Origin of the sequence: Sphingomonas oligoaromativorans (assembly GCF_011762195.1) — a bacterium.
GTDB lineage: Bacteria > Pseudomonadota > Alphaproteobacteria > Sphingomonadales > Sphingomonadaceae > Solisphingomonas > Solisphingomonas oligoaromativorans.
Genome location: NZ_JAASQK010000002.1, coordinates 190,527 through 211,682 on the forward strand (window position 1 = coordinate 190,527; position 21,156 = coordinate 211,682).

At 67.5% G+C, this 21,156-nt stretch carries 17 protein-coding genes; 15 read left to right on the forward strand and 2 right to left on the reverse strand.

From position 1 onward, the window contains the following. The first annotated feature begins 80 nt into the window (after positions 1-80). Together FHS98_RS04905 and FHS98_RS04910 are read left to right on the forward strand one after the other, a co-directional pair. On the forward strand, positions 81-1,730 hold the full coding sequence (locus FHS98_RS04905; protein ID WP_243847865.1) for an alpha/beta hydrolase: 1,650 nt from the start codon (positions 81-83) through the stop codon (positions 1,728-1,730). Between the two features lie 104 nt (positions 1,731-1,834). Continuing rightward, a complete protein-coding gene (locus FHS98_RS04910; RefSeq protein ID WP_167100915.1) occupies positions 1,835-3,412 on the forward strand; it encodes a hypothetical protein in 1,578 nt (525 codons plus the stop codon). Here FHS98_RS04910 and ada read toward each other — a convergent pair. Both ada and FHS98_RS04920 read right to left on the reverse strand, forming a co-directional pair. After that, complete coding sequence (ada, locus tag FHS98_RS04915) at positions 3,397-4,449, reverse strand: bifunctional DNA-binding transcriptional regulator/O6-methylguanine-DNA methyltransferase Ada (protein WP_167100918.1); 1,053 nt, start codon at positions 4,447-4,449, stop codon at positions 3,397-3,399. The genes FHS98_RS04910 and ada overlap by 16 nt on opposite strands. Beyond that, a complete protein-coding gene (locus tag FHS98_RS04920; RefSeq protein ID WP_167100921.1) occupies positions 4,439-4,900 on the reverse strand; it encodes a DUF1203 domain-containing protein in 462 nt (153 codons plus the stop codon). The genes ada and FHS98_RS04920 overlap by 11 nt, the downstream gene beginning before the upstream one ends. 226 nt (positions 4,901-5,126) lie before the next feature. On the opposite strand from FHS98_RS04920, the gene FHS98_RS04925 reads away from it, so the two are divergent. The 13 genes from FHS98_RS04925 (at position 5,127) to FHS98_RS04985 (ending at position 21,156) form a co-directional block, all read left to right on the forward strand. Beyond that, positions 5,127-5,681 carry a F0F1 ATP synthase subunit delta gene (locus FHS98_RS04925; protein ID WP_167100924.1) on the forward strand — a complete coding sequence of 185 codons (555 nt, stop codon included), beginning with the start codon at positions 5,127-5,129 and terminating at the stop codon, positions 5,679-5,681. A gap of 2 nt (positions 5,682-5,683) precedes the next feature. Continuing rightward, complete coding sequence (atpA, locus tag FHS98_RS04930; protein WP_167100927.1) at positions 5,684-7,213, forward strand: F0F1 ATP synthase subunit alpha; 1,530 nt, start codon at positions 5,684-5,686, stop codon at positions 7,211-7,213. Between the two features lie 43 nt (positions 7,214-7,256). Next, positions 7,257-8,141: a F0F1 ATP synthase subunit gamma gene (locus tag FHS98_RS04935; RefSeq protein WP_167100930.1), complete on the forward strand. Its 885-nt coding sequence runs from the start codon at positions 7,257-7,259 to the stop codon at positions 8,139-8,141. A 26-nt stretch (positions 8,142-8,167) separates the two neighbouring features. Then, the gene (gene atpD, locus FHS98_RS04940) at positions 8,168-9,619 is read left to right on the forward strand and encodes a F0F1 ATP synthase subunit beta (protein WP_167100933.1); all 1,452 of its coding nucleotides are present in this window, start codon (positions 8,168-8,170) and stop codon (positions 9,617-9,619) included. 63 nt (positions 9,620-9,682) lie between these two features. Beyond that, positions 9,683-9,949, forward strand: a complete 267-nt coding sequence (locus FHS98_RS04945) for an ATP synthase F1 subunit epsilon (protein WP_167100936.1) — start codon at positions 9,683-9,685, stop codon at positions 9,947-9,949. 114 nt (positions 9,950-10,063) lie between these two features. Next, positions 10,064-12,067 (forward strand): hypothetical protein, encoded by a 2,004-nt coding sequence (locus tag FHS98_RS04950; protein WP_167100939.1) that lies wholly within the window; start codon positions 10,064-10,066, stop codon positions 12,065-12,067. After that, positions 12,064-12,645: a hypothetical protein gene (locus FHS98_RS04955; RefSeq protein WP_167100942.1), complete on the forward strand. Its 582-nt coding sequence runs from the start codon at positions 12,064-12,066 to the stop codon at positions 12,643-12,645. The genes FHS98_RS04950 and FHS98_RS04955 overlap by 4 nt, the downstream gene beginning before the upstream one ends. Before the next feature lie 63 nt (positions 12,646-12,708). Continuing rightward, the gene (locus tag FHS98_RS04960; RefSeq protein ID WP_167100945.1) at positions 12,709-14,190 is read left to right on the forward strand and encodes a TadA family conjugal transfer-associated ATPase; all 1,482 of its coding nucleotides are present in this window, start codon (positions 12,709-12,711) and stop codon (positions 14,188-14,190) included. A gap of 72 nt (positions 14,191-14,262) precedes the next feature. Continuing rightward, positions 14,263-15,156: a class I SAM-dependent methyltransferase gene (locus tag FHS98_RS04965; RefSeq protein ID WP_167100948.1), complete on the forward strand. Its 894-nt coding sequence runs from the start codon at positions 14,263-14,265 to the stop codon at positions 15,154-15,156. A 99-nt stretch (positions 15,157-15,255) separates the two neighbouring features. Continuing rightward, entirely contained in the window at positions 15,256-15,861 is a 606-nt protein-coding gene (locus FHS98_RS04970; protein WP_167100951.1) for an RNA polymerase sigma factor, read from the forward strand. Further along, positions 15,809-16,822 (forward strand): FecR family protein, encoded by a 1,014-nt coding sequence (locus FHS98_RS04975; protein WP_167100954.1) that lies wholly within the window; start codon positions 15,809-15,811, stop codon positions 16,820-16,822. The genes FHS98_RS04970 and FHS98_RS04975 overlap by 53 nt, the downstream gene beginning before the upstream one ends. 108 nt (positions 16,823-16,930) lie before the next feature. Then, the gene (locus FHS98_RS04980) at positions 16,931-19,669 is read left to right on the forward strand and encodes a TonB-dependent receptor (RefSeq protein ID WP_167100957.1); all 2,739 of its coding nucleotides are present in this window, start codon (positions 16,931-16,933) and stop codon (positions 19,667-19,669) included. A 2-nt stretch (positions 19,670-19,671) separates the two neighbouring features. After that, positions 19,672-21,156, forward strand: a complete 1,485-nt coding sequence (locus FHS98_RS04985; protein WP_208402022.1) for a CehA/McbA family metallohydrolase — start codon at positions 19,672-19,674, stop codon at positions 21,154-21,156.

Sequence of the window (21,156 nt, forward strand, 5' to 3'; positions counted from 1 at the left end):
ACCCATACGGTGAAATTCCTCTGGTAATGTAGGATTTCCGCTGCCAGCATCCGGGCGATTGCGCAGGGAGGGGGCCGGCGATGGCGACGAAACACATGCACGCGTGTCAACTTCGCCGCTGGCGGATGCCGATCGCCGCCGCGCTGCTGCTGTCGACAGGGCCTGCCTTCGCCGAACTGCCGATCGCCGAGACGCGGATGATCGTGACGCTGCCCGAAAGCTGGAAGGGCGATGCGTCCGGTCGGCTGCTGGTCTTCGCCAGCCCGGTGAAGCCGGGCGAGGCCGATCAGGCGGATGTCGACACCTCCACCTTCGATCCGCAGGCCGTCTCGGTCGCCGCGCGGGACGTGGCCACCTTCGGCGTGGCGCGCACCGTGCAGATCAACACGCAGGAAACCGCCTTCCCCGCCGGCTTCGCGGCGCTGCCCGCCGGCGACTATCGCGTGCAGGCGGTGCTCGATCGCAACGGGGATTATAATTATGGCGGGCGCGGCCCCGGCGATCTCGTGTCGAAGGTGGTGACGATCCACTGGCCCGAACAGTCCCCCGCCACGCTCCCGCTCGACCGGACGATCCCGGACCGGGCACTGTGGGATTTCTCGGATGCGCCCAGGGACGTGCAGCAGGCCGTCGCCGATGCCAAACCGCATCTCCACGAGGAGTTGTTCCAGAGCCCCGCGCTCAGCGTCTTCTGGGGCCGCCCGATCACGATCAAGGCGTGGGTACTCACCCCGCCCGGCTACAGCCCCGACGCGCGCCAGACCTACCCCACCGTCTACGAGACCGGCGGCTTCGGCTCGACGCACAAGCGCGACATCGCGATGGCGGGCCGCATCTGGGGGCTGGAGGCGACCAAGGACATCCCGCCGATGATCTGGGTGTTCCTCGATCAAAGCTCGCTCGGCACCGGCACCACCGAGTTCGCGGACAGCGTGAACAACGGGCCATGGGGCCACGCGCTCACCGCCGAGCTGATCCCCTCGCTGGAGAAACAGTACCGGATGGACGGCAAGGCGTCCGGCCGCTTCCTCACCGGGCACAGCTCGGGCGGCTGGGCGACTTTGTGGTTGCAGGTGCGCTACCCCAAGGTCTTCGGCGGCACATGGTCCACCTCGCCCGATCCGAGCGACTTCCACGATTTCACCGGCGCCGATCTCTACGCGCCGGGCGCCAATTTCTATCGGGATGCCGCCGGCAAGCCACGCCCGCTGATCCGCGACCATGACAAGCTGATCGCCACCATCCCGGATTTCGCGAAGCTGGAGGCGGTGCTGGGCCATGACGGCGGCCAGTTCCGCTCGTTCGAATGGGTGTTCAGCCCGCGCGGGGCGGACGGCACGCCGATGGAGATGTTCGACCGCACCACCGGCGCGGTGGACCCGGCCGTCGTCTCCTACTGGCGCGATCATTACGACATCGCCCATATGATCGAGACGCGCTGGCCCGAGCTGAAGCCCGATCTCGACGGCAAGGTCCATCTGATCGTGGGGACGGCGGACACCTTCTATCTCGACGGCGCCGCCCACCGGCTGGACGCCGCGATGAAGAAGGTCGGCGCGCACGCGCAGATCAGCTTCCTGCCCGACAAGACGCATTTCGATCTCTACGAACGGGGCGGAGACAAGCGCGCGCTGACCAGGGATATCGCCAGGGCGATGTACGCGACGGCACGCCCCGAAGCGGCGCCCGCGAAGAAGCGGCCGGCGCGGAAATCTTCCCGGCGGCACTGATATAGCCCCGCTCCGGGGCTATATTCCGCATCACCGGACTGGCACTTCCGGGCATGAGGATGGAAGGATGCGCGATGCGAAAGCGTCGTGGGGGGGGGGCTGTAATGCGTAAGCCGTTCATGGGGATATTGCTGGGCGCGGCGGCCGCGCTCGGCGCGCCGGCTCATGCCGCGTGGTATGAGGCCAGCACCGATCATTTCATCATCGATGCGAATAGCAGCCCGGCGCGCATCCGCGACTTCGCGGTGAAGCTCGAGCGCTTCGATGCCGAAATGCGGACGCTTTACGGCGTGCAGGACGATCCCAGCCGCCGCTCCAACCGCATCCATATCTACGCGACCGATGTCGGCACGATCCAGAGCCTGTGCAACTGCGGAAGCTCGGTGCGGGGCTTCTACACGCCGCGGGCCGGAGGCTCAGCGATCTTCACGCTCTCGCTGTCGAATCCGGGCAGTAATGATTCCTATGACCTCACCGCGCAGGACGCGCTGCTCCACGAATATAGCCATCATTTCATGTTCGCGAATTTCACCGCCGCCTATCCCATGTGGTACATGGAGGGGTTCGCGGAATTCAACGCGAACGTAAAGTTCGAGGACGATGGCTCGGTGCTGGTCGGCCGACCGGCCGATTATCGCGCTTACGGCCTGTTCTCGCACACAACGCTGTCGATCCGCGAATTGCTCGATCCGCCGCCGCGCATCCTGCACGACCCCGCGATGCTCGACATGATCTACGCGCGCGGCTGGCTGCTCGTTCACTACCTCATGATGAACAAGGATCGGCGCGGCCAGCTCGACACATATCTGGCCGAGATGAACAAGGGGAAATCGAGCATCGATGCCGCGACCCTCGCCTTCGGCGACCTGCACAAGCTCGACGGGGAACTGAGCGCCTATCTCGCCGAGAACCGCTTTGCCGAGATGCGCGTCCCACCGCCGGCCACGACTCCCACCGTGGACGTGCAGCCCCTTTCTCCGGGCGCGGCGGCAATGATCTTCGTCCACATGCGCTCCACCAGAGGCGTCGACGAGAAACAGGCCAAGGCGCTGCTCCCCGAAGCGGAGAAGCGTGCCGCGCCCTATCCCGGCGATCCGCGCGTGCAGGTCGAGCTGGCCGAGGCCGAATTCGATGCCGGCAATGACGATGCGGCGGAGGCCGCCGCCGATCGGGCACTCGCGGCCGATCCCCATCAGCAGCGGGCCATGCTCTACAAGGGCAGAGTGGCTGTCCGCCGCGCGGTGAAGGCTCATGCGACCGATGCGCAGACCTGGTCGGCCGCGCGAAGCTGGTATGTGAAGGCCAACCGCGCGGACACCGAGGCGGCGTTGCCGCTCATCCTCTATTACGAGAGCTATCTGGCGCAGGATGTGCGCGCGCCCGATCTCGCCGTGCAGGGGCTGCAAAAGGCGGAAGCGCTCGCGCCCGAGGATTCGGGCGTCCACTTCCTGCTCGCCGGGCGGATGCTCGACGATGGCAAGACCCAGGCGGCACGCGCGCTGCTGGCTCCCATCGCCTATTCGCCGCATGGTATGCGCGGCGCGGGCGCAGCGCGCACGTTGATCGACCTGATCGACAGCGGCAAGATCGCGGACGCCAGGACGAAGCTGGCGAACGGCCGGCCCACCAACGACGACAAGGCCGCCGGGAACAAGAGCGGCAAGGATCAGCCGAAAAGCTGAGCCTGCCGCCCCTCGCCCGCTTCGCGCTCCAGCAGCTCGGCCTTCATCGCCAGCCCCCACGCATAGCCGCCCGGACTGCCATCTCCGCGACGGGCGCGGTGGCAGGGGATGAGGATCGCCACCGGATTCGCGCCGCACGCCGTTCCGGCCGCACGCGCCGCGCCCGGCTTGCCGGCCCGCGCCGCGAGTGCCGCATAACTCACGCTCTCCCCCGCCGGCACGCGGGAAAGCTCGCGCCACACCGCTTCCTGGAAGGCGGTGCCGCGCACGTCGAGCGGCAGGTCGTGCGCCCGCCCCGGCTCCTCCACCACCGCGACCGCGCTCGCCACCAGCGCCGCCATGTCCGCGCCGCCCGGCTCCAGCGTCGCGTTGGGGAAGTCGCGACGGAGCACCTCCTGCGGATCGCCGAAGGTGAGCCGGCAGATGCCCCGCTCGGTCGCGGCGACCAGCATCCGGCCGAAGCTGGTCGGCGCGGTGGCCCATCGGATCGTGGCGCCCCGGCCGCCGTCGCGCCAGGCGGACGGCGCCATGCCGAGCCGCCCCTCGGCCTCCTCGTAGAAACGGCCCGGACCCGAATAGCCCGCCTCGTAGATCGCGTCGGTCACCCTGTCCTCCTGTCGCAGCGCCTGTTCCATCCGTCGCGCGCGGACGCCGCGGGCATAAGCGGCGGGCGTCACCCCGGTCCGCTTGCGGAACAGGCGATGGAAATGATGCGGCGCATATCCGGCCGCCCCGGCCATCTCGTCGAGCGTGGGCGGCGTGTCGGAGCGTTCGATCAGCGCCACCGCACGGGCCACGCCCTCGGCATCGCGGGCCACCGCGTCGGGCTTGCAGCGCAGACAGGGCCGCAAGCCCGCCGTCCGCGCCGCCTCACCATCGGCGAAGAAGCGCACATTCTCGCGCTTCGGATGCCGGGCCGCGCAGGACGGGCGGCAATAGATGCCGGTGGAGAGCACGCCGGTGACGAAGTCTCCATCCGCCGCACGATCGCGGCGCAGCACGGCCGCCCAGCGCTCCTCGTCCCGATCAGGCATCATCGCTCCGCTCCGCCCGCGCCAGGAAGCATCCCCACGCGGCATTATGGACATCCACATAAGCGATCTCCCGATCGTCCAGCAGCCCCCGAATCCCCGCATCCGCCTCACCCGGCTCCGCGACCGTCGCCGCGCGCAGCATCCCCACCGCATCGAAGGCGCGCAGGCTCAGCCTCCGCCGTTCGAGCAGCGGCGGCGCGACATCCCGATAGCGCGGCGCCCGAGCGGCCCCCTCGCGCACGAAGATGGCGTGCGAGGCACGGAACGGCGTCGCCACGTCGGCCGAGACATGGTTGACGAGCAGCACGCTCTCGCCCGGCTCGGCATCCTCCAGCGTCACGCGACAGGGGAAGGCGCCCGGCTTGTCCACCGTCATGCGAATCGCCCCGGCGGAGAGCAGCGCCTCCACATTGGCGAAGCGGGCGGGGTCGAGCCCCTCGATGCGATAGGTCATGATCGTCACTCCTTCGTGGCCATGGCTCCTTATTCCGCAGATCCACGCCGGCCCGCATCCCGCCGCTTGCTCTCAAACCGCTTTCCGCCCGGAAGCCGACGATCGGCCGCGCTACGCTTGCATCATCCCCCCTCCCCTGCTAACCGGCCGGCGACCCATGCGGGGACGTCTCTGGGCGCCCCCTTTTTTTACATGGGCTTTGCAGCTTCCGGGGGATTGAGCGCGCGTGGACATTTCCGGCGGTATTCAAGCCAGCCTCAGCGGCCGTTATGCGATGGCCCTGTTCGAGCTGGCGCGCGACGAGAAGGCGATCGACGCCGTCTCGGCGGATCTTGACCAGGTGAAGGCCGCTCTGGCCGAAAGCGCCGATTTCCGTGCCCTGACCCAGAGCCCCCTCGTCGACCGCGCGGCCGCCAGCAAGGCGATCGCCGCGGTGGCCGAGGCGATGAAGCTCGGCAAGATCACCAGCAACTTCCTCGGCGTCGTGGCGCACAATCGCCGCCTCGCCGATCTCGCGGCCATGATCCGCGCCTTCAAGGCGCTGGTGGCCCACCATCGCGGCGAGACGACCGCCGAAGTCACCTCCGCCCATCCGCTCGACGCCGGGCAGATCGGCGCGCTGAAGGACAAGCTGCGCACCCGCTTCGGCCGCGATGTCGCGATCGAGGCGAAGGTGGACCCGGCGATCCTCGGCGGCCTGATCGTGAAGATGGGCTCGCAGCAGATCGACGGCTCGATCCGCACCAAATTGAACACTCTCGCGCACGCGATGAAAGGCTGAACATGGATATCCGCGCCGCAGAAATCTCGAAGGTCATCCGCGACCAGATCGCCAACTTCGGCACCGAAGCCGAGGTGTCCGAGGTCGGCCAGGTGCTGTCCGTGGGCGACGGCATCGCGCGCATCTTCGGCCTCGACAACGTCCAGGCGGGCGAAATGGTCGAGTTCGCCAACGGCACGCAGGGCATGGCGCTCAACCTCGAGGCCGATAATGTCGGCGTCGTGATCTTCGGCTCGGACGCCGAGATCAAGGAAGGCGACATCGTCAAGCGCACCGGCACCATCGTGGACGTACCGGTCGGCAAGGGCCTGCTCGGCCGCGTGGTCGACGGCCTCGGCAACCCGATCGACGGCAAAGGCCCGATCGAGTTCGAGAAGCGTTCGCGCGTCGAAGTGAAGGCTCCGGGCATCATCCCGCGCAAGTCGGTGCATGAGCCGGTGCAGACCGGCCTCAAGGCGCTCGACGCGCTGGTGCCCGTCGGCCGTGGCCAGCGCGAGCTCATCATCGGCGACCGCCAGACCGGCAAGACCGCCGTCGCGATCGACACCTTCATCAACCAGAAGACCGCCAACGCCGGCACCGACGAGAAGCAGAAGCTCTACTGCATCTACGTCGCCGTCGGCCAGAAGCGCTCGACCGTCGCCCAGATCGTCCGCCAGCTCGAAGAGAATGGCGCGATGGAATATTCGATCGTGGTCGCCGCGACCGCGTCGGACCCGGCGCCGCTCCAGTTCCTCGCGCCCTACACCGGCTGCGCGATGGGCGAGTATTTCCGCGACAACGGTATGCACGCCGTGATCGTGTATGACGATCTCTCGAAGCAGGCCGTCGCCTACCGTCAGATGTCGCTCCTGCTGCGCCGTCCGCCGGGCCGCGAAGCCTATCCGGGCGACGTGTTCTATCTCCACTCGCGCCTGCTGGAGCGCGCCGCCAAGATGTCCGACGCGCATGGCGCCGGCTCGCTGACGGCTCTCCCGGTCATCGAGACGCAGGCGGGCGACGTGTCGGCCTACATCCCGACCAACGTGATCTCGATCACCGACGGCCAGATCTTCCTTGAGACGGACCTGTTCTATCAGGGCATCCGTCCGGCCATCAACGTCGGCCTCTCGGTGTCGCGCGTCGGCTCGGCCGCGCAGACCAAGGCGATGAAGAAGGTCGCGGGCTCGATCAAGCTGGAGCTGGCCCAGTATCGCGAAATGGCTGCGTTCGCGCAGTTCGGCTCGGATCTCGACGCCTCGACGCAGAAGCTGCTCAACCGCGGCGCTCGCCTCACCGAGCTGCTGAAGCAGGCGCAGTTCTCGCCGATGCCGTTCGAGGATCAGGTGGCGTCGATCTTCGCCGGCACTCAGGGCTATCTGGACGCGCTGCCGGTCAGCGAAGTGACCCGCTTCGAGGCTGCCCTGCTCGCCGACCTCAAGGCGAACCACCCCGACGTGCTCAAGACCATCCGCGAGACCAAGGATCTCGGCGACGAGGTCAAGAGCAAGCTCAAGGCGGCGCTCGACGCGTTCGCCAAGACGTTCGGCTGATAGGTTCGAGCCCCCGCTCCGGCGGGGGCCAACGGGGAAGTAGATGGCCAACCTCAAGGCTCTCAAGATCCGCATCGGCTCGGTGAAGTCGACGCAGAAGATCACCAAGGCGATGAAGATGGTCGCCGCCGCCAAGCTGCGCCGCGCGCAGGACGCGGCCGAGGCCGGTCGCCCCTACGCCGAGGAGCTCACCAAGGTGATGGCCCGCCTCGCGTCGGGCGTCACCGTCGGCCCGCAAAGCCCGAAGCTGCTCGCCGGCACGGGCAAGGATCAGGTCCATCTGATGGTGGTCGCCACCTCGGAGCGTGGCCTGGCGGGTGCGTTCAACTCCAACATCGTGCGTGCGGCCGTCCGCAAGGCGCGCGAGTTGGAGGCGCAGGGCAAGACGCTGAAGTTCTACCTGATCGGCAAGAAGGGCCGCGCGGTCATCAACCGCCTGTTCCCCGGCAAGATCGTCCATCAGGTCGACCAGTCGCACATCAAGAACGTCTCGTTCGACGATGCCCATGTCGTGGCCGAGGACGTCATAGCGCGATACGAGGCGGGCGAGTTCGATATCGCCCACCTGTTCTACGCCAAGTTCCAGTCGGCGCTGGTGCAGATCCCGACCGAGCTTCAGCTCATCCCCGTGCCGATCCCGGCAGCCGAGGGCGAGAAGCCGAACGGCCCGGTCGCCGCGTTCGAATATGAGCCCGACGAGGAGGGAATCCTCGCAGCCCTGCTGCCGCGCAACGTCGCGGTGCAGCTCTTCCGCGCGTTCCAGGAGAATGCCGCGTCGGAGCAGGGCAGCCGCATGACCGCGATGGACAATGCGACGCGCAACGCCGGCGACATGATTAATCGCCTGACCATCGAATATAACCGCAGCCGTCAGGCCGCGATCACCACCGAACTCGTCGAGATCATCTCGGGCGCTGAAGCGCTCTGATAGGCTAAGAAGGCAAGGAACCCGTCATGGCCACCGCCACCACCACCAATAATGTCGGCCGCATCAGCCAGGTGATCGGCGCCGTCGTCGACGTCGCCTTCGAAGGCCCGCTGCCCGCGATCCTCTCGGCGCTCGAGACGCAGAACCAGGGCAACCGCCTCGTTCTCGAAGTCGCGCAGCACCTCGGCGAGAACACCGTCCGCACGATCGCGATGGACGCCACCGAAGGCCTCACCCGCGGCCAGGAAGTGCGCGACACCGGCGCGCAGATCCGCGTGCCCGTCGGCCCGAAGACGCTCGGCCGCATCATGAACGTCGTCGGCGAGCCGATCGACGAGCGTGGCCCGATCGGCACCGATCTCACCGGCCCGATCCACGCCAAGGCGCCCGAGTTCATCGATCAGGCGACCGACACCTCGATCCTCGTCACCGGCATCAAGGTGATCGATCTCCTCGCGCCCTACGCCAAGGGCGGCAAGATCGGCCTGTTCGGCGGCGCGGGCGTCGGCAAGACCGTGCTCATCCAGGAGCTCATCAACAACATCGCCAAGGGCCATGGCGGCACCTCGGTGTTCGCCGGCGTCGGCGAGCGCACCCGTGAAGGCAACGACCTTTATCACGAGTTCCTCGACGCGGGCGTCATCGCCAAGGACGCCGATGGCAACGCCATCTCGGAAGGCTCCAAGGTCGCCCTCGTCTACGGCCAGATGAACGAGCCCCCGGGGGCGCGTGCCCGCGTCGCTCTCTCGGGCCTCGCGATCGCCGAATATTTCCGCGATCAGGAGGGTCAGGACGTGCTCTTCTTCGTCGACAACATCTTCCGCTTCACGCAGGCGGGCGCCGAGGTGTCGGCTCTGCTCGGCCGTATTCCGTCGGCCGTGGGCTATCAGCCGACGCTCTCGACCGACATGGGCGCGCTTCAGGAGCGCATCACGTCGACCAACAAGGGCTCGATCACCTCGGTGCAGGCGATCTACGTTCCCGCCGACGATCTTACCGATCCGGCGCCGGCCACGTCCTTCGCCCACCTCGACGCGACGACCGTTCTCAACCGCGCGATCTCGGAGCTGGGCATCTACCCGGCGGTCGATCCGCTCGACTCGACCTCGCGCGTGCTGACCCCGGCCGTCGTCGGTCAGGAGCATTACGACACGGCCCGCGCCGTTCAGGAGACGCTCCAGAAGTACAAGTCGCTTCAGGACATCATCGCGATCCTCGGCATGGACGAGCTTTCCGAAGAGGATAAGCTCACCGTCAGCCGCGCCCGCAAGATCCAGCGCTTCCTGTCGCAGCCGTTCCACGTCGCCGAGGTGTTCACCGGCATCTCGGGCAAGTTCGTGTCGATCGAAGACACGGTGCGCTCGTTCAAGGCGGTCGTGAACGGCGAGTATGACCATCTGCCGGAAGCGGCGTTCTACATGGTCGGCTCGATCGACGAGGCGGTCGAGAAGGCCCAGAAGCTGGCCGAAGCCGCCTAAGCCTTACGACCCGGAACTTCCCCTCTCCCGCATCCCGTGCGGGAGAGGGTTCAGGACAAGACCATGGCCGATCTGAACTTCGAACTCGTCACCCCGGAAAAGCGCCTCTTCTCGGAGAGCGCCTACATGGTCGTGGTTCCCGGCACCGAGGGCGACTTCGGCGTGCTGGCCGGCCACGCGCCCTTCATGACGACGGTGCGCGACGGCGAGATTCTCGTCTATTCCGCGCCGGCCACCGTGATCCAGCGCGTCCGCGTGCAGGGCGGCTTCGCGGAAGTGACCGCCAGGGGCCTCACCGTGCTGGCGGAACATGCGTCAATCGTCGGCTGACGACATCGGACATTGCCGGCAAGCCTGAAGGCGTCGCGCCATCGCGGCGCCTTTATGCGTAACGGGCCATTAAGCAAAACCGCATAAGCCGAAGCCCTGTTCACCGGGGCGTCGATGACTTTCTTCCTCCAGGATATTGGCGGCTTTCTTCTCGGCACCCTGATGACGCCGTTGCTCGGGGTGCTGCCGGGCTTCGCCCTGCTCGCGCTGCTGGAGCGCGCCGGTGGCTGGCGCGGCGGGCAAGGCTGGGAGCGGACCGGATGGGCATTGCTGCTGGCCTTCTCGGCTCTGCCGGCCATCGATGCGCTGGCGATCCGCTTCCTCGGCGTTCCGGCGGCCTTGGCCCTGCGGATCGTGCTGGCGCTCGTGGCGCTCCACCCGCTGATCGGGGCCTTCCGCCCATTCGACCACATCCCTCGCCCGATACTCGCATTCGCCGGTCTGTGGTGGCTGGCGGTGGCCATCGCCTATGTCGATGTCGACTGGCGGGGCAGCCTCTACCAGAGCCTTCTCGTCGTCGATCTCGTCAAACATGCGGCGGTGGTGGAATCGATCGCGGACCACGGCCTGCCGCTGCGTGACAGCTTCTTCGCCCGCGCCCAGCCGGCGGGCTATTATTACTATTTCTACTGTCTTCCCGCCGAGATTCGCTGGATGGTGGGCGGCCTGATCGGCGCGCGGATGGCGTTCGCCTCCACCCTGTTCTGGACGGGTTTCGCGCTTCCCGCCATTCTCTGGCGTGTCGGCGCGGAAGCCGGGCTGATCGCCGAGGGCCGCGAACGGCGCTTCCTGCTGGCGGCCACCTTCCTCTGCTTCATCGCGGGCGCGGACGTGCCGCTGGCGCTGATCGAACATGCGCTCAACGGCTACACCCTCTCCCAGGTCGAGCTGTGGAGCGAGGAGGTCCGCTTCGCGCTGACCTCGATGCTGTGGGTGCCCCACCATATGAGCGCGCTGATCGCCTGCTGGACGGGCGCGGTGCTGATCTGCCGGCGGGAAGAGGAAGGGCCGCGGGCGACCATCCTTCGGATCGTCACGGCGGGGCTCTGCTTCGGCTCGGCCTTCGGGCTGTCGCTCTGGATCGCGCTGACCGCCGTGCCGATCCTTGCCGTCTGGAGCCTCACCCGCCTCTGGCGCGGGGAGCGCACTCTGGCGGCATGGCTCGTCCTCGCGGGTGTCGTGGCCGTTCTCGTCTGCCTCCCGCAGATATCCGACATCCTTCAGGGGCGGAGCGATCAAGGCTTCCCCGTCGGGCTGACGGTGCGCAGATTCGCCTTCTGGTGGATCGCCCCCGGCCAGCCGAACGTGACGCTGGCGCTGATCCTGCTTCTGCTGTTGCCGGTCGGCTATGCCATCCAGTTCGGCGCCTTCGCGGTCGGCGGCCTCCTTTTCCTGCGCGGGCATCCGGGGGAAATCCGACAGGCGAACGCCATGCGCTCGCTTCTCCTGATCGCCGCGGTCGTTTCGCTCATCGTCGCGAGCTTTTTCCAGTCCACGATCATCAACAACGATCTGGGATGGCGATCGATCTGGTTCGCGCAGTTCGCGGCGATCGTCTGGACGGCGAGCGTCGTCCACACGCTTCCCAGCCTCTTCATGCCGCGTGCGGGCTTCCGCATCCTCCTGATGATCGGCATCGCCGGAAACCTGTGGGACATGGCCGGGCTCCGCATCATCCGGCCATCGCTTTTCCGAATGCATGGCCTCACGCCCAACACCCACCCCGCCACCGATCTGGGCGAACGGGAAGCCTATGACTGGGCCACCCGCCATCTCGACGGGAATGCGGTGATCCAGCATAATCCCGGCCATCGTCGTGCCTTCAATTTCGGGCTTTATGGGCGCAACCGCCCGGCCATCGCCGACAAGGACGCCAATCTCTTCGGCGCCAGCCGGCAGCAGGTCGCCCAACGCCTCCATGCATTGCAGCCGATCTTCGATATGCCCATGCCGCTCGCGGACATGCAGGCACGGGCGCAGGCGCAGGGCGTCGATTTCCTCCTGATGGCCGACAGCGATCCGAGCTGGCGACGGCAGGGATCGCCCTCCTTCCTCGGGCACTGCGCCTATCGGAACATGCATGTCTGCCTGCTGCCGACAAAGGGGACGACATCATGAGCCCGCTTCTCCGCACGCTCGCGCTGCTGGCCTTCGCGCCGCTCCTCGGCTTCGCGCTCTATCTGGGCCTTACCTGGACGCCGCTGTTCGCGGGCGTTCACATCCTCTTCTATCGCGGGCTGTTGCTGTGCGGATCGAGTGCGGTGCTGCTCGGCCTCATCCTCGCCCTGATCGGCAGATGGCGGCCGATCGAACCCGTCGCGATCGTCGCGGCGGCGGCGATCTCGCTCAGCGCCAATCTCATGTTCCTGATCGTGCTGCCCGTCACCATCGACCGGTCGATCAGCGTCTTCCTGCTGGCCGAGATCGACGCGCATCGCGCGTCTCCGCTCACCACGGCGCAACTGGAGCAGGCCTTCGTCCAGCATTATGTCCGCGACATGCACCAGATCGACCGCCGGGTGGCCGAGCAGACGACCTCCGGCACCATCTCGACCGAGGGCGGCAAGATCCGCCTCACGCCGCGCGGAGAACGCTTCCTGCGGCTGGCGCGCACCCTGTCGGGGCCGTTCCGCACGGACCCTCGCTTCGTCGGCCTCCCCGCCGATCCAGCGCCGCCCGCCCGAGTGGTTAAGTAATTTTCAAACCTTGCCGCCTAAGCCTGTGAGCATCCGGCGACATCATGAAGAGCAGCCACCAAGATGAACGCGTTCGGCAAGCGAAATGGTATCGGCGGCCCCGGCCAGAGGCCCGCGTTCGGCGTGGCCCGCCCGATGCATGGCCCTGACGGCGGCGCCGTTCCGGCCGTGGTCGAACCCGCTCCGCCGCCGCCCGAACCCGCCCCCACCGGCGATGCCATGGCGCGGCTCGCCAGCCGTCAGGCCGGCTCCGGCGAGGCCGCCTCGCACAAGGCCGAGGGCTTCGATGCCTCGGTCCACAAGATCAAGGAGCAGGTGCTCCCGCGCCTGCTGGAGCGCGTCGATCCCGAAGCCGCCGCCACGCTCACCAAGGATGAGCTGGCCGAGGAATTCCGCCCGATCATCTCCGAAGTGCTGGCCGAGCTGAAGATCAACCTCAACCGCCGCGAGCAGTTCGCGCTGGAGAAGGTGCTGGTCGACGAGCTGCTCGGCTACGGCCCGCTCGAAGAGCTGCTGGCCGACCCGGACGTCAGCGACATCATGGTCAACGGCCCGGAGCAGACCTTCATCGAAAAGAAGGGCAAGCTCCAGATCGCGCCGATTCAGTTCCGCGACGAGCAGCACCTGTTCCAGATCGCGCAGCGCATCGTGAACAAGGTCGGCCGCCGCGTCGACCAGACGACGCCGCTCGCCGACGCCCGCCTGCCCGACGGCTCTCGTGTGAACGTCATCGTGCCGCCGCTGTCGCTGCGCGGCACCGCCATCTCGATCCGCAAATTCTCCGCCAAGCCGATCACGCTCGACATGATGGCGGGCTTCGGATCGATGTCGGCCAAGATGGCCACCGCGCTCAAGATCGCGGGCGCGAGCCGCTTCAACATCGTCATCTCGGGCGGCACGGGCTCAGGCAAGACGACGATGCTGAACGCGCTCTCCAAGATGATCGACCCCGGCGAGCGCGTGCTGACGATCGAGGACGCGGCCGAACTCCGCCTCCAGCAGCCGCACTGGCTGCCGCTCGAAACCCGCCCGCCGAACCTGGAGGGTCAGGGCGAGGTCTCGATCCGCGATCTCGTCAAGAACGCGCTGCGTATGCGGCCTGATCGCATCATCCTCGGCGAAATTCGTGGCGCGGAATGTTTCGACATGCTCAGCGCCATGAACACCGGCCACGACGGATCGATGTGTACGCTCCACTCCAACTCTCCGCGCGAGGCGCTCGCCCGTATGGAGAACATGGTGATGATGTCGGACATCAAGGTGCCCAAGGAAGCGATCAGCCGCCAGATCGCGGACTCGGTGGACCTCATCATCCAGGTGAAGCGCCTGCGCGACGGCTCGCGCCGCGTGACCAACATCACCGAGGTGATCGGCATGGAAGGCCCGGTGATCGTCACGCAGGAGCTGTTCAAGTTCGAATATCTCGACGAGAGCGCGGACGGGAAGATCGTTGGCGAATATCGCTCGATGGGCCTGCGCCCCTACACGCTGGACAAGGCCAAGCAATACGGCTTCGACCAGCCCTTCCTCGAAGCCTGCCTGTAACGCGAGACGGCTTGTCTTCGGATCAAGGGCGCGCCAGCATCGGCGTATCCCGTTTTTCGGAGACGAGCCACCATGCGTTCCGCCCTGATCGTACTCCCTGCCCTCGCGCTCGCCGCCTCGCCCGTGCTGGCGGCCAAGGCGCCGGTGCGCCATGCCGCCCCCAAGGCGGCCGTCCAGCACGTCACGGTCGATCCCGACATCGCCAGGGCCGTCGCGGACACCGGCCGCAAGGCGGAGAACCGCGCCCGCGACAAATATCGCCATCCCGCCCAGACGCTGAGCTTCTTCGGCCTCAAGCCCGACATGACGGTGGTGGAGATGCTGCCGGGCGGCGGCTGGTACAGCGAGATTCTCGCGCCCTATCTGGCGGCGGACGGCCATTTCGTCGCGGCGGTGCCGCCGGGCAAGTCGACTGACAAATATCAGGAGCTGCTCGCCTCCGACGCGGTCCGTTACGGCAAGGCGCAGGTGACGCCCTTCATCGACGGCCAGCCCAACCAGCTCGTGCCGGACGGCACCGCCGACATGGTCGTGACCTTCCGCAACATCCACAACCTCCTCGGCTCGCCCGAGCAGGCCGGCGACGGCAACGCCCCGCAGGCCTTCGCCGACTGGTTCCGCGTGCTCAAGCCCGGCGGCGTGCTCGGCATCGAGGAGCATCGCCTGCCGGAGACGATGGACAGCGCGCGCGAGAAGACCACCGGCTATGTGAAGCGCTCCACCGTGATCCGGCTCGCGATGGCGGCGGGTTTCCAGTTCGCGGGCGCCAGCGACATCAATGCCAATCCCAGGGACGATCACGATCACCCCAAGGGCGTGTGGACGCTGCCGCCCACCTATGAGCTGGGCGATCAGGACAAGGCCAAATATGCAGCGATCGGCGAAAGCGACCGCATGACGCTCAAGTTCGTGAAGCCCGATCCCAACGCGCCCGCCCCGGCCGCCCCGGCGCCCGAAGCACATTGAGGCGGCGACCGCCGTGGCCACGTCCGGCCACGGCGCGTCATGCCGCAATGTTCGCGCCGCTTCTTCAGCCTGTAACAATCCGGCGTGATGAGGGGGGCCATGGCCCTCCCCTTCGACGATCGCGCTCAGTGGCTCGCTGACTGCATCCTGCCCCACGAGCGTGCGCTCCGGGACTGGCTGGCCCGATCCGCCTTCCTGAGCGGGGATCGGATCGACGATCTGGTGCAGGAGACCTACGCCGTCCTCGCCCAGCGCGCCGACGTGGCCTCGATCCGCAACCCGCGCAGCTATGCCTTCCAGGTGGCCAAATCGATCCTGTTGCAGGATCTGCGACGCTCGCGCGTGGTGGCGATCGGATCGGTCACCGATCTGGAGATGCTCGACCAGCCCGCCGACATGCCGAGCCCCGAGCAGCAGGCCATCGGGCGCGACGAGCTGGCCCGTGTCGCCACCGCCATCGCCGCCATGCCGCGCCAGACGCGCCGCGCCTTTCAGCTCCGCCGCGTCGAAGGCCTTTCGCAACGGGACGTCGCCGCCGCGCTGGGCCTTTCGGAAAGCACCGTGGAAAAACATATCGTCCGCGGCATAAAATTGCTGATGCAGCAGTTCGGCCGTGGCGGAAAAGCATCGTCCGATGCATCCATATCGAGTGATGAAGGACGAGCGTTTGCCGAAGACCGGGCGCGAAACCGCGCAGAGCATTGACGAGGCGGCCGCCATCTGGACCGCGCGGCTCGATCGCGGCCTGACGGAAAGCGAACAGACCGAACTGGAAGACTGGCTCAGCGGCGACAGCCGCCGCATGGGTGCGCTCGCCCGCGCCAGGGCGATCTGGGCTCATGCCGACCGCGCCCGTTCGCTCGGCGCCCTCGCCACCGAAGCGCCGCCGCCCGAACCCGTCTGGCGACGCATCGACCGCCGCACCGTGATGATCGGCGGTGGAGCGCTGGCGGCGTCGATCGTCGCGGCCGCCTCGATCCCCGCTTATCTGCACCGGCCCAAGCGTCTGGTGACGGCGATGGGGGAGATTCGCCGCGTGCCGCTCGGCGACGGTTCGGTGGTGACGCTCGACACCCACAGCGTCGTGGAAGCCTCGTTCAGCGAGCAGAAGCGCTCGATCCATCTCGTCTCGGGCGTCGCCTATTTCGAGGTGGCGCACGATCCCTCCCGCCCCTTCGTGGTGGAGGCGCGCGACACCAGCGTGCGCGCGGTCGGCACGGCCTTCTCGGTCCGCAATATCGAGGGTTCGCCCGTGGCGGTGGTGGTGAGCGAAGGCAAGGTCGCGGTCGGCCGCCTCGCCGCGCCCGGCGCGGACGAGGTGCAGCTCGCCGCCAACATGCAGGCCGAGATGCCGGACATCGCGCCGCTCGCGCCCGTCAATATCGCGCGGCCGCTATCGCCCGACGATCTCAGCCGCGCGCTGTCGTGGCGCGACGGGATGCTGGCGTTCGAAGGCGACACGCTGGCGGAGGCCGCCCATCGCTTCGGCCGCTATGGCGGGCCGAAGATCGAGATCGACGGCGCGGCGCTCGCCCGCCAGCCCATCTCCGGCCTGTTCGCGGCGAGCGATCCGCGCGGCTTCGCGCGCGCCATCGCGGTCAGCCTCGACGCCACCGTGGACGATGAGGGCGACATCGTCCGCCTGAGCCCGGCCCGCCGCTCCTAGAAGATCGATGTAAAAATTCACGGCGCGGGTGGAGGAGATTGCCGCCCGCCGCATCTACCCCATGAACGGCCCGTCAGCGGCGCCGCCAAAAGAGTGGGAAAAAGACTCATGCGTTACAAGGGCTTGACCGCCGTTTCGGCGGTTGCGATCGCGTGCGCCGCGCAGGCGGCCTCGGCACAGGAGCGCAACTTCGATGTGCCGGCGCAACCCGCCGTCACCGCCATCCCCACCTTCGCGCGCCAGGCGGGCGTGCAGATCGTGGCGCCCGCCGCGCGCCTCAAGGGCCGCATGGCGCAGACTGTGAAGGGCCAGATGGAGGTCGACGCGGGCCTCGCCCAGCTCCTCGCCGGCACGGGCCTCAGCGTCGCCGCGCGCACCGGCCAGACGATCAGCCTGCGCGTCGCGGACGAGGCCTCTGCCGCCGATGCCAGTCCTGACGGCGAAGCGGGTTCGGCCGCGGACAACAGCATCATCGTCACCGGCCGCGCCGGCACGGGCGGGCGCACCAAGGCGCAGACCAGCTACGCCGTCTCCACGCTGAGCGCCGACTTCCTGCGCACCCGCGCGCCGTCGAGCGTCACCGAGGCGTTGAAGTCGGTCCCCGGCTTCTGGGTCGAGGCGTCGGGCGGCGAGGCCAGCGGCAACATCCGCGCGCGCGGCATCCCGGTGGACGGCTTCGGCTCGATCAACCTGCTCGAAGACGGCCTGCCCGTGCAGCATGACCCCGCGCTCGGCTATCTGAACGCGGACCAGACATTCCGCGTCGACGAATCCATCGATCGCGTCGAGGTGGTGCGCGGCGGCCCGTCGTCGATCTTCGCGTCGAACGCGCCGGGCGGATCGGTCAACTTCATCATGCGCAAGCCGGGCGACGAGTTCTCCGGCCTCGCCAAATATGAATATGGCCCGACGGCCAATCTCAACCGCTTCGACGGCTGGTTCGGCGGCCCGATCGGCGACGGCTGGAAGTTCGACGTGGGCGGCTTCTACCGCACCGAGGACGGCGTGCGCGATCCGGGCTTCACCGGCAATCGCGGCGGCCAGATCCGCGCCGATCTCACCAAGGATTTCGCGCGCGGCCATGTGAGCCTCAGCTTCAAGCGGCTCGACGATCACACCATCCTCTACACCGGCATCCCGCTCACCAAGAATGCGAATGGCGACATCGTGGCGGTCAACGGCTTCGGCGGCCATTACGGCACGCTCGCCAGCCCCGAGACGGCGCATCTGACGCTGCGCGACGGCCATGGCGGTTTCGTCAGCTACGACAACACCGACGGCACGCGGGTGAAGCTCAACCAATATTCGGCGATGGCCGATTATGAGATCTTCGACGGCTGGACGCTCTCGAACAAGGCGCGCTACCGGACGAGCGACACCGTCCGCAACGGCATCTATCCCTCCGCGCTCGCCAAGGCGACGGACTATGTGGGTTCGGTCCAGAACGCGCTGCTCGCCGCCTATCCCGGCGCCACCAGCGTGCAGCTCCGCTACACCGATACCGGCCAGGCCTTCGACATGGCGAACCAGAACGGCAACGGCCTGATCGTCCAGAACAGCGCCCGCCCCGTGACGATCAGCGAAAACGAGTTCGTCGACGATCTGCGCCTGACGCACGAGTTCGAAATGGGCTCGATGAAGCATAATTTCGCGATCGGCGGCTATTTCGCGCACATCAAGGAGCATTTCGGGCGCTATTCCGCCGCCACGCTCCAGGATGTCTCGGACGATTCCCGCCTTCTCGATCTGGTCGCGCTCAACGCCGCCGGTCAGGTGGTGGGCAGCCTCACCCAGAACGGCGTGACGCGCTACTCATCGGAGTTCGCCAACGGATCGGGCACCAGCGACACCTTCGCCTTCTATGCCTCGGACGAGTGGCAGATCACCCGCCAGCTCCGCCTCGACGGCGGCCTGCGCTACGAGCATGTGAACCCGACCGGGGCGGCCGAGGGCTCCGCCACCGTCGATCTCGGCGATCCCTCGACGCTCGCCGACAACAGCGCGCTGATCGGCAACGGCGTGTTCAGCCGCTTCAACCGCAACTTCCACCATCTCGGCTGGACGGTGGGCGTGGATTATCAGTTCACCCCGCGCATGGGCGTGTTCGCGCGCTATACCTCGGCCTTCCGCCTGCCGGGCGTGGGCGACTTCATCACCAACGCCACCGCGACGCCCGTAGTGCAGAAGATCAAGCTCTCCGAAGGCGGGTTCAAGCTCTCGTCGGACAAGATCAATCTCTACCTGACCGGCTTCAACACCGATTATTCGAGCTACGCGATCGGCAATTACACCTTCAACCCGGTCACCGGCATCATCACCCAGAGCACGCAATATGCCGACACGCGCACCTACGGCGTCGAGGTGGAGACGGTGGTGCGCCCGGTCCATTGGTTCGACCTCGCGCTCGAAGGCACGTTCCAGCAGCCGAAATTCCGCAACCTGAAATATTCGGAAGTGGTGAACGGAGCGCTCGTGGCGCGGGATTATGACGGACACCAGTTGCTTCGCGTCCCCAAGGTGTCGCTCCGCGCGACGCCGGAAGTGAACCTGTTCAACGATCGCTTCCACGCGCAGATGGACGTCGAGCATTATGGCAGCCGCTATGCCGACGCCGCCAACACGCAGAAGCTGCCGGCCTACACGGTCATCAACGCGAGCGTCCGTTTCGCGCTGACACCGAAGATCACGCTCTATGCCTATGGCGACAATCTCAACAACTCGCTGGGGCTGACCGAGGGCAATCCGCGCTCGGGCGAACTGACCAGCGGGCAGGCGAGCGACCAGTTCTTCATTGGCCGCCCGATCCTCGGCCGGTCGTTCCGCTTCGCCGCCATGTATCAGTTCTAGGGATGACGGCGGCTTCCCCCCCGGCCGCCGTCCTGGTGGCGGCCATCGCCTTGGTTGCCACCCCGGCAGCCGCCACGCCTCGCGGCGTGGCGGCGCCGGATGTCGTCCTCACCGGCGACATCACCGGACAGGACCACCAGACCTATCGCGAGGCGCCCTTCACCGTTCCGGCGGGCGTCACGCGGATCACGCTGCGCTTCGAGTATGACAGGAGCGCCCACACCGTCATCGACTTGGGCCTGCTCGACCCGGAGCGTTTCCGGGGCTGGAGCGGCGGGTCCAAATCGCTGGTGACGATCGCGCCGAGCGACGCCACCCCATCCTATCTCCCCGGCCCGGTCGTGGCCGGCCGCTGGCGGCTGCTGATGGGCGTACCCAACGCGCGGCCAGGCAGCCGCAGTCATTACACCGCGCGCATCTGGTTCGATCGAGGCGACCGCCACGCCGCCACCGACGCCGCCACCCCGCCGCCGCTCCGCACCGGCTGGGGCTGGTATCGCGGCGACCTCCACATGCACGGCGCCCACAGCGACGGAAGCTGCGCCAGCCAGTCGGGCGTGCGCGTGCCCTGCCCGACCTTCCGCACGGTGGAGGCGGCGGCCGCCGCCCGCCTCGATTTCATTGCGCTCAGCGATCACAACACCGTCTCGCAGATGGACGACATCCGCGAGCTTCAGCCCTGGTTCGACAAGCTGCTGCTGATGCCCGCGACCGAGATCACCACCTTCCACGGCCATATCCAGGCGATCGGGCTGCGCCGCTTCGTCGATTTCCGCCTCGGCACGCCGCATGTGCCGACCATGGCCGCCCTCGCCGACGATGCCGCGAAGGCCGGCGCGATCCTTTCGATCAACCATGCAGACCTGCCCTCGGGCGAGCTTTGCATGGGCTGCGGATGGACGGCGCCCGGCACGCCCTACGATCGTCTCGCCGCGATCGAAGTGGTGAACGCGAAGAATGCCGAAGGGCCGCTCTCCGGCTTCGCCTTCTGGTACGCGCGGCTGAACGAGGGCCACCACCTCACCGGCATCGGCGGCAGCGACAGCCACGACCCCGATGCGCCGGACGGCCGCGCGCCGGTCGGCCGGCCGACGACGGTGGTCCATGCCCGCGAGTTGTCTGAGGAGGCGATCATCGAGGGCATCCGCTCGGGTGACGTGTTCATCGATGTGGAGGGCAAGCCCGGCCGCCTGCTCGAAGTCGAGGCGGAGGCCGGTGCGACACACGCCTCGATGGGCGGCACGATCGCGCTCGGGGAGGGCGCGCTGACGCTCGATATCCATGCGGCCGGCGTCGACGGCGGCGTGGTGGAGATCGTCCACAAGGGCCAGCCGCTGCCCGAGACCATGCCCGTATCCGGCGCTGACGCCCGTACCCGCGTGACGCTGCTTCGCGAGCAGGCCTGCGGGTGGGTCGCCGTCAATATCCGCGACGGCAAGGGCGCGCCGCTGCTGGTCGGCAATCCCGTCTATGTGGAGTGCCGATAG

Coding starts and splice junctions, on each gene's coding strand:
- FHS98_RS04905 (WP_243847865.1), top strand. CDS start 81: ATGGCGACGAAACACATGCACGCGTGTCAACTTCGCCGCTGGCGGATG.
- FHS98_RS04910 (WP_167100915.1), top strand. CDS start 1,835: ATGCGTAAGCCGTTCATGGGGATATTGCTGGGCGCGGCGGCCGCGCTC.
- ada (WP_167100918.1), bottom strand. CDS start 4,449: ATGATGCCTGATCGGGACGAGGAGCGCTGGGCGGCCGTGCTGCGCCGC.
- FHS98_RS04920 (WP_167100921.1), bottom strand. CDS start 4,900: ATGACCTATCGCATCGAGGGGCTCGACCCCGCCCGCTTCGCCAATGTG.
- atpA (WP_167100927.1), top strand. CDS start 5,684: ATGGATATCCGCGCCGCAGAAATCTCGAAGGTCATCCGCGACCAGATC.
- FHS98_RS04935 (WP_167100930.1), top strand. CDS start 7,257: ATGGCCAACCTCAAGGCTCTCAAGATCCGCATCGGCTCGGTGAAGTCG.
- atpD (WP_167100933.1), top strand. CDS start 8,168: ATGGCCACCGCCACCACCACCAATAATGTCGGCCGCATCAGCCAGGTG.
- FHS98_RS04945 (WP_167100936.1), top strand. CDS start 9,683: ATGGCCGATCTGAACTTCGAACTCGTCACCCCGGAAAAGCGCCTCTTC.
- FHS98_RS04950 (WP_167100939.1), top strand. CDS start 10,064: ATGACTTTCTTCCTCCAGGATATTGGCGGCTTTCTTCTCGGCACCCTG.
- FHS98_RS04955 (WP_167100942.1), top strand. CDS start 12,064: ATGAGCCCGCTTCTCCGCACGCTCGCGCTGCTGGCCTTCGCGCCGCTC.
- FHS98_RS04960 (WP_167100945.1), top strand. CDS start 12,709: ATGAACGCGTTCGGCAAGCGAAATGGTATCGGCGGCCCCGGCCAGAGG.
- FHS98_RS04965 (WP_167100948.1), top strand. CDS start 14,263: ATGCGTTCCGCCCTGATCGTACTCCCTGCCCTCGCGCTCGCCGCCTCG.
- FHS98_RS04970 (WP_167100951.1), top strand. CDS start 15,256: ATGGCCCTCCCCTTCGACGATCGCGCTCAGTGGCTCGCTGACTGCATC.
- FHS98_RS04975 (WP_167100954.1), top strand. CDS start 15,809: ATGAAGGACGAGCGTTTGCCGAAGACCGGGCGCGAAACCGCGCAGAGC.
- FHS98_RS04980 (WP_167100957.1), top strand. CDS start 16,931: ATGCGTTACAAGGGCTTGACCGCCGTTTCGGCGGTTGCGATCGCGTGC.
- FHS98_RS04985 (WP_208402022.1), top strand. CDS start 19,672: ATGACGGCGGCTTCCCCCCCGGCCGCCGTCCTGGTGGCGGCCATCGCC.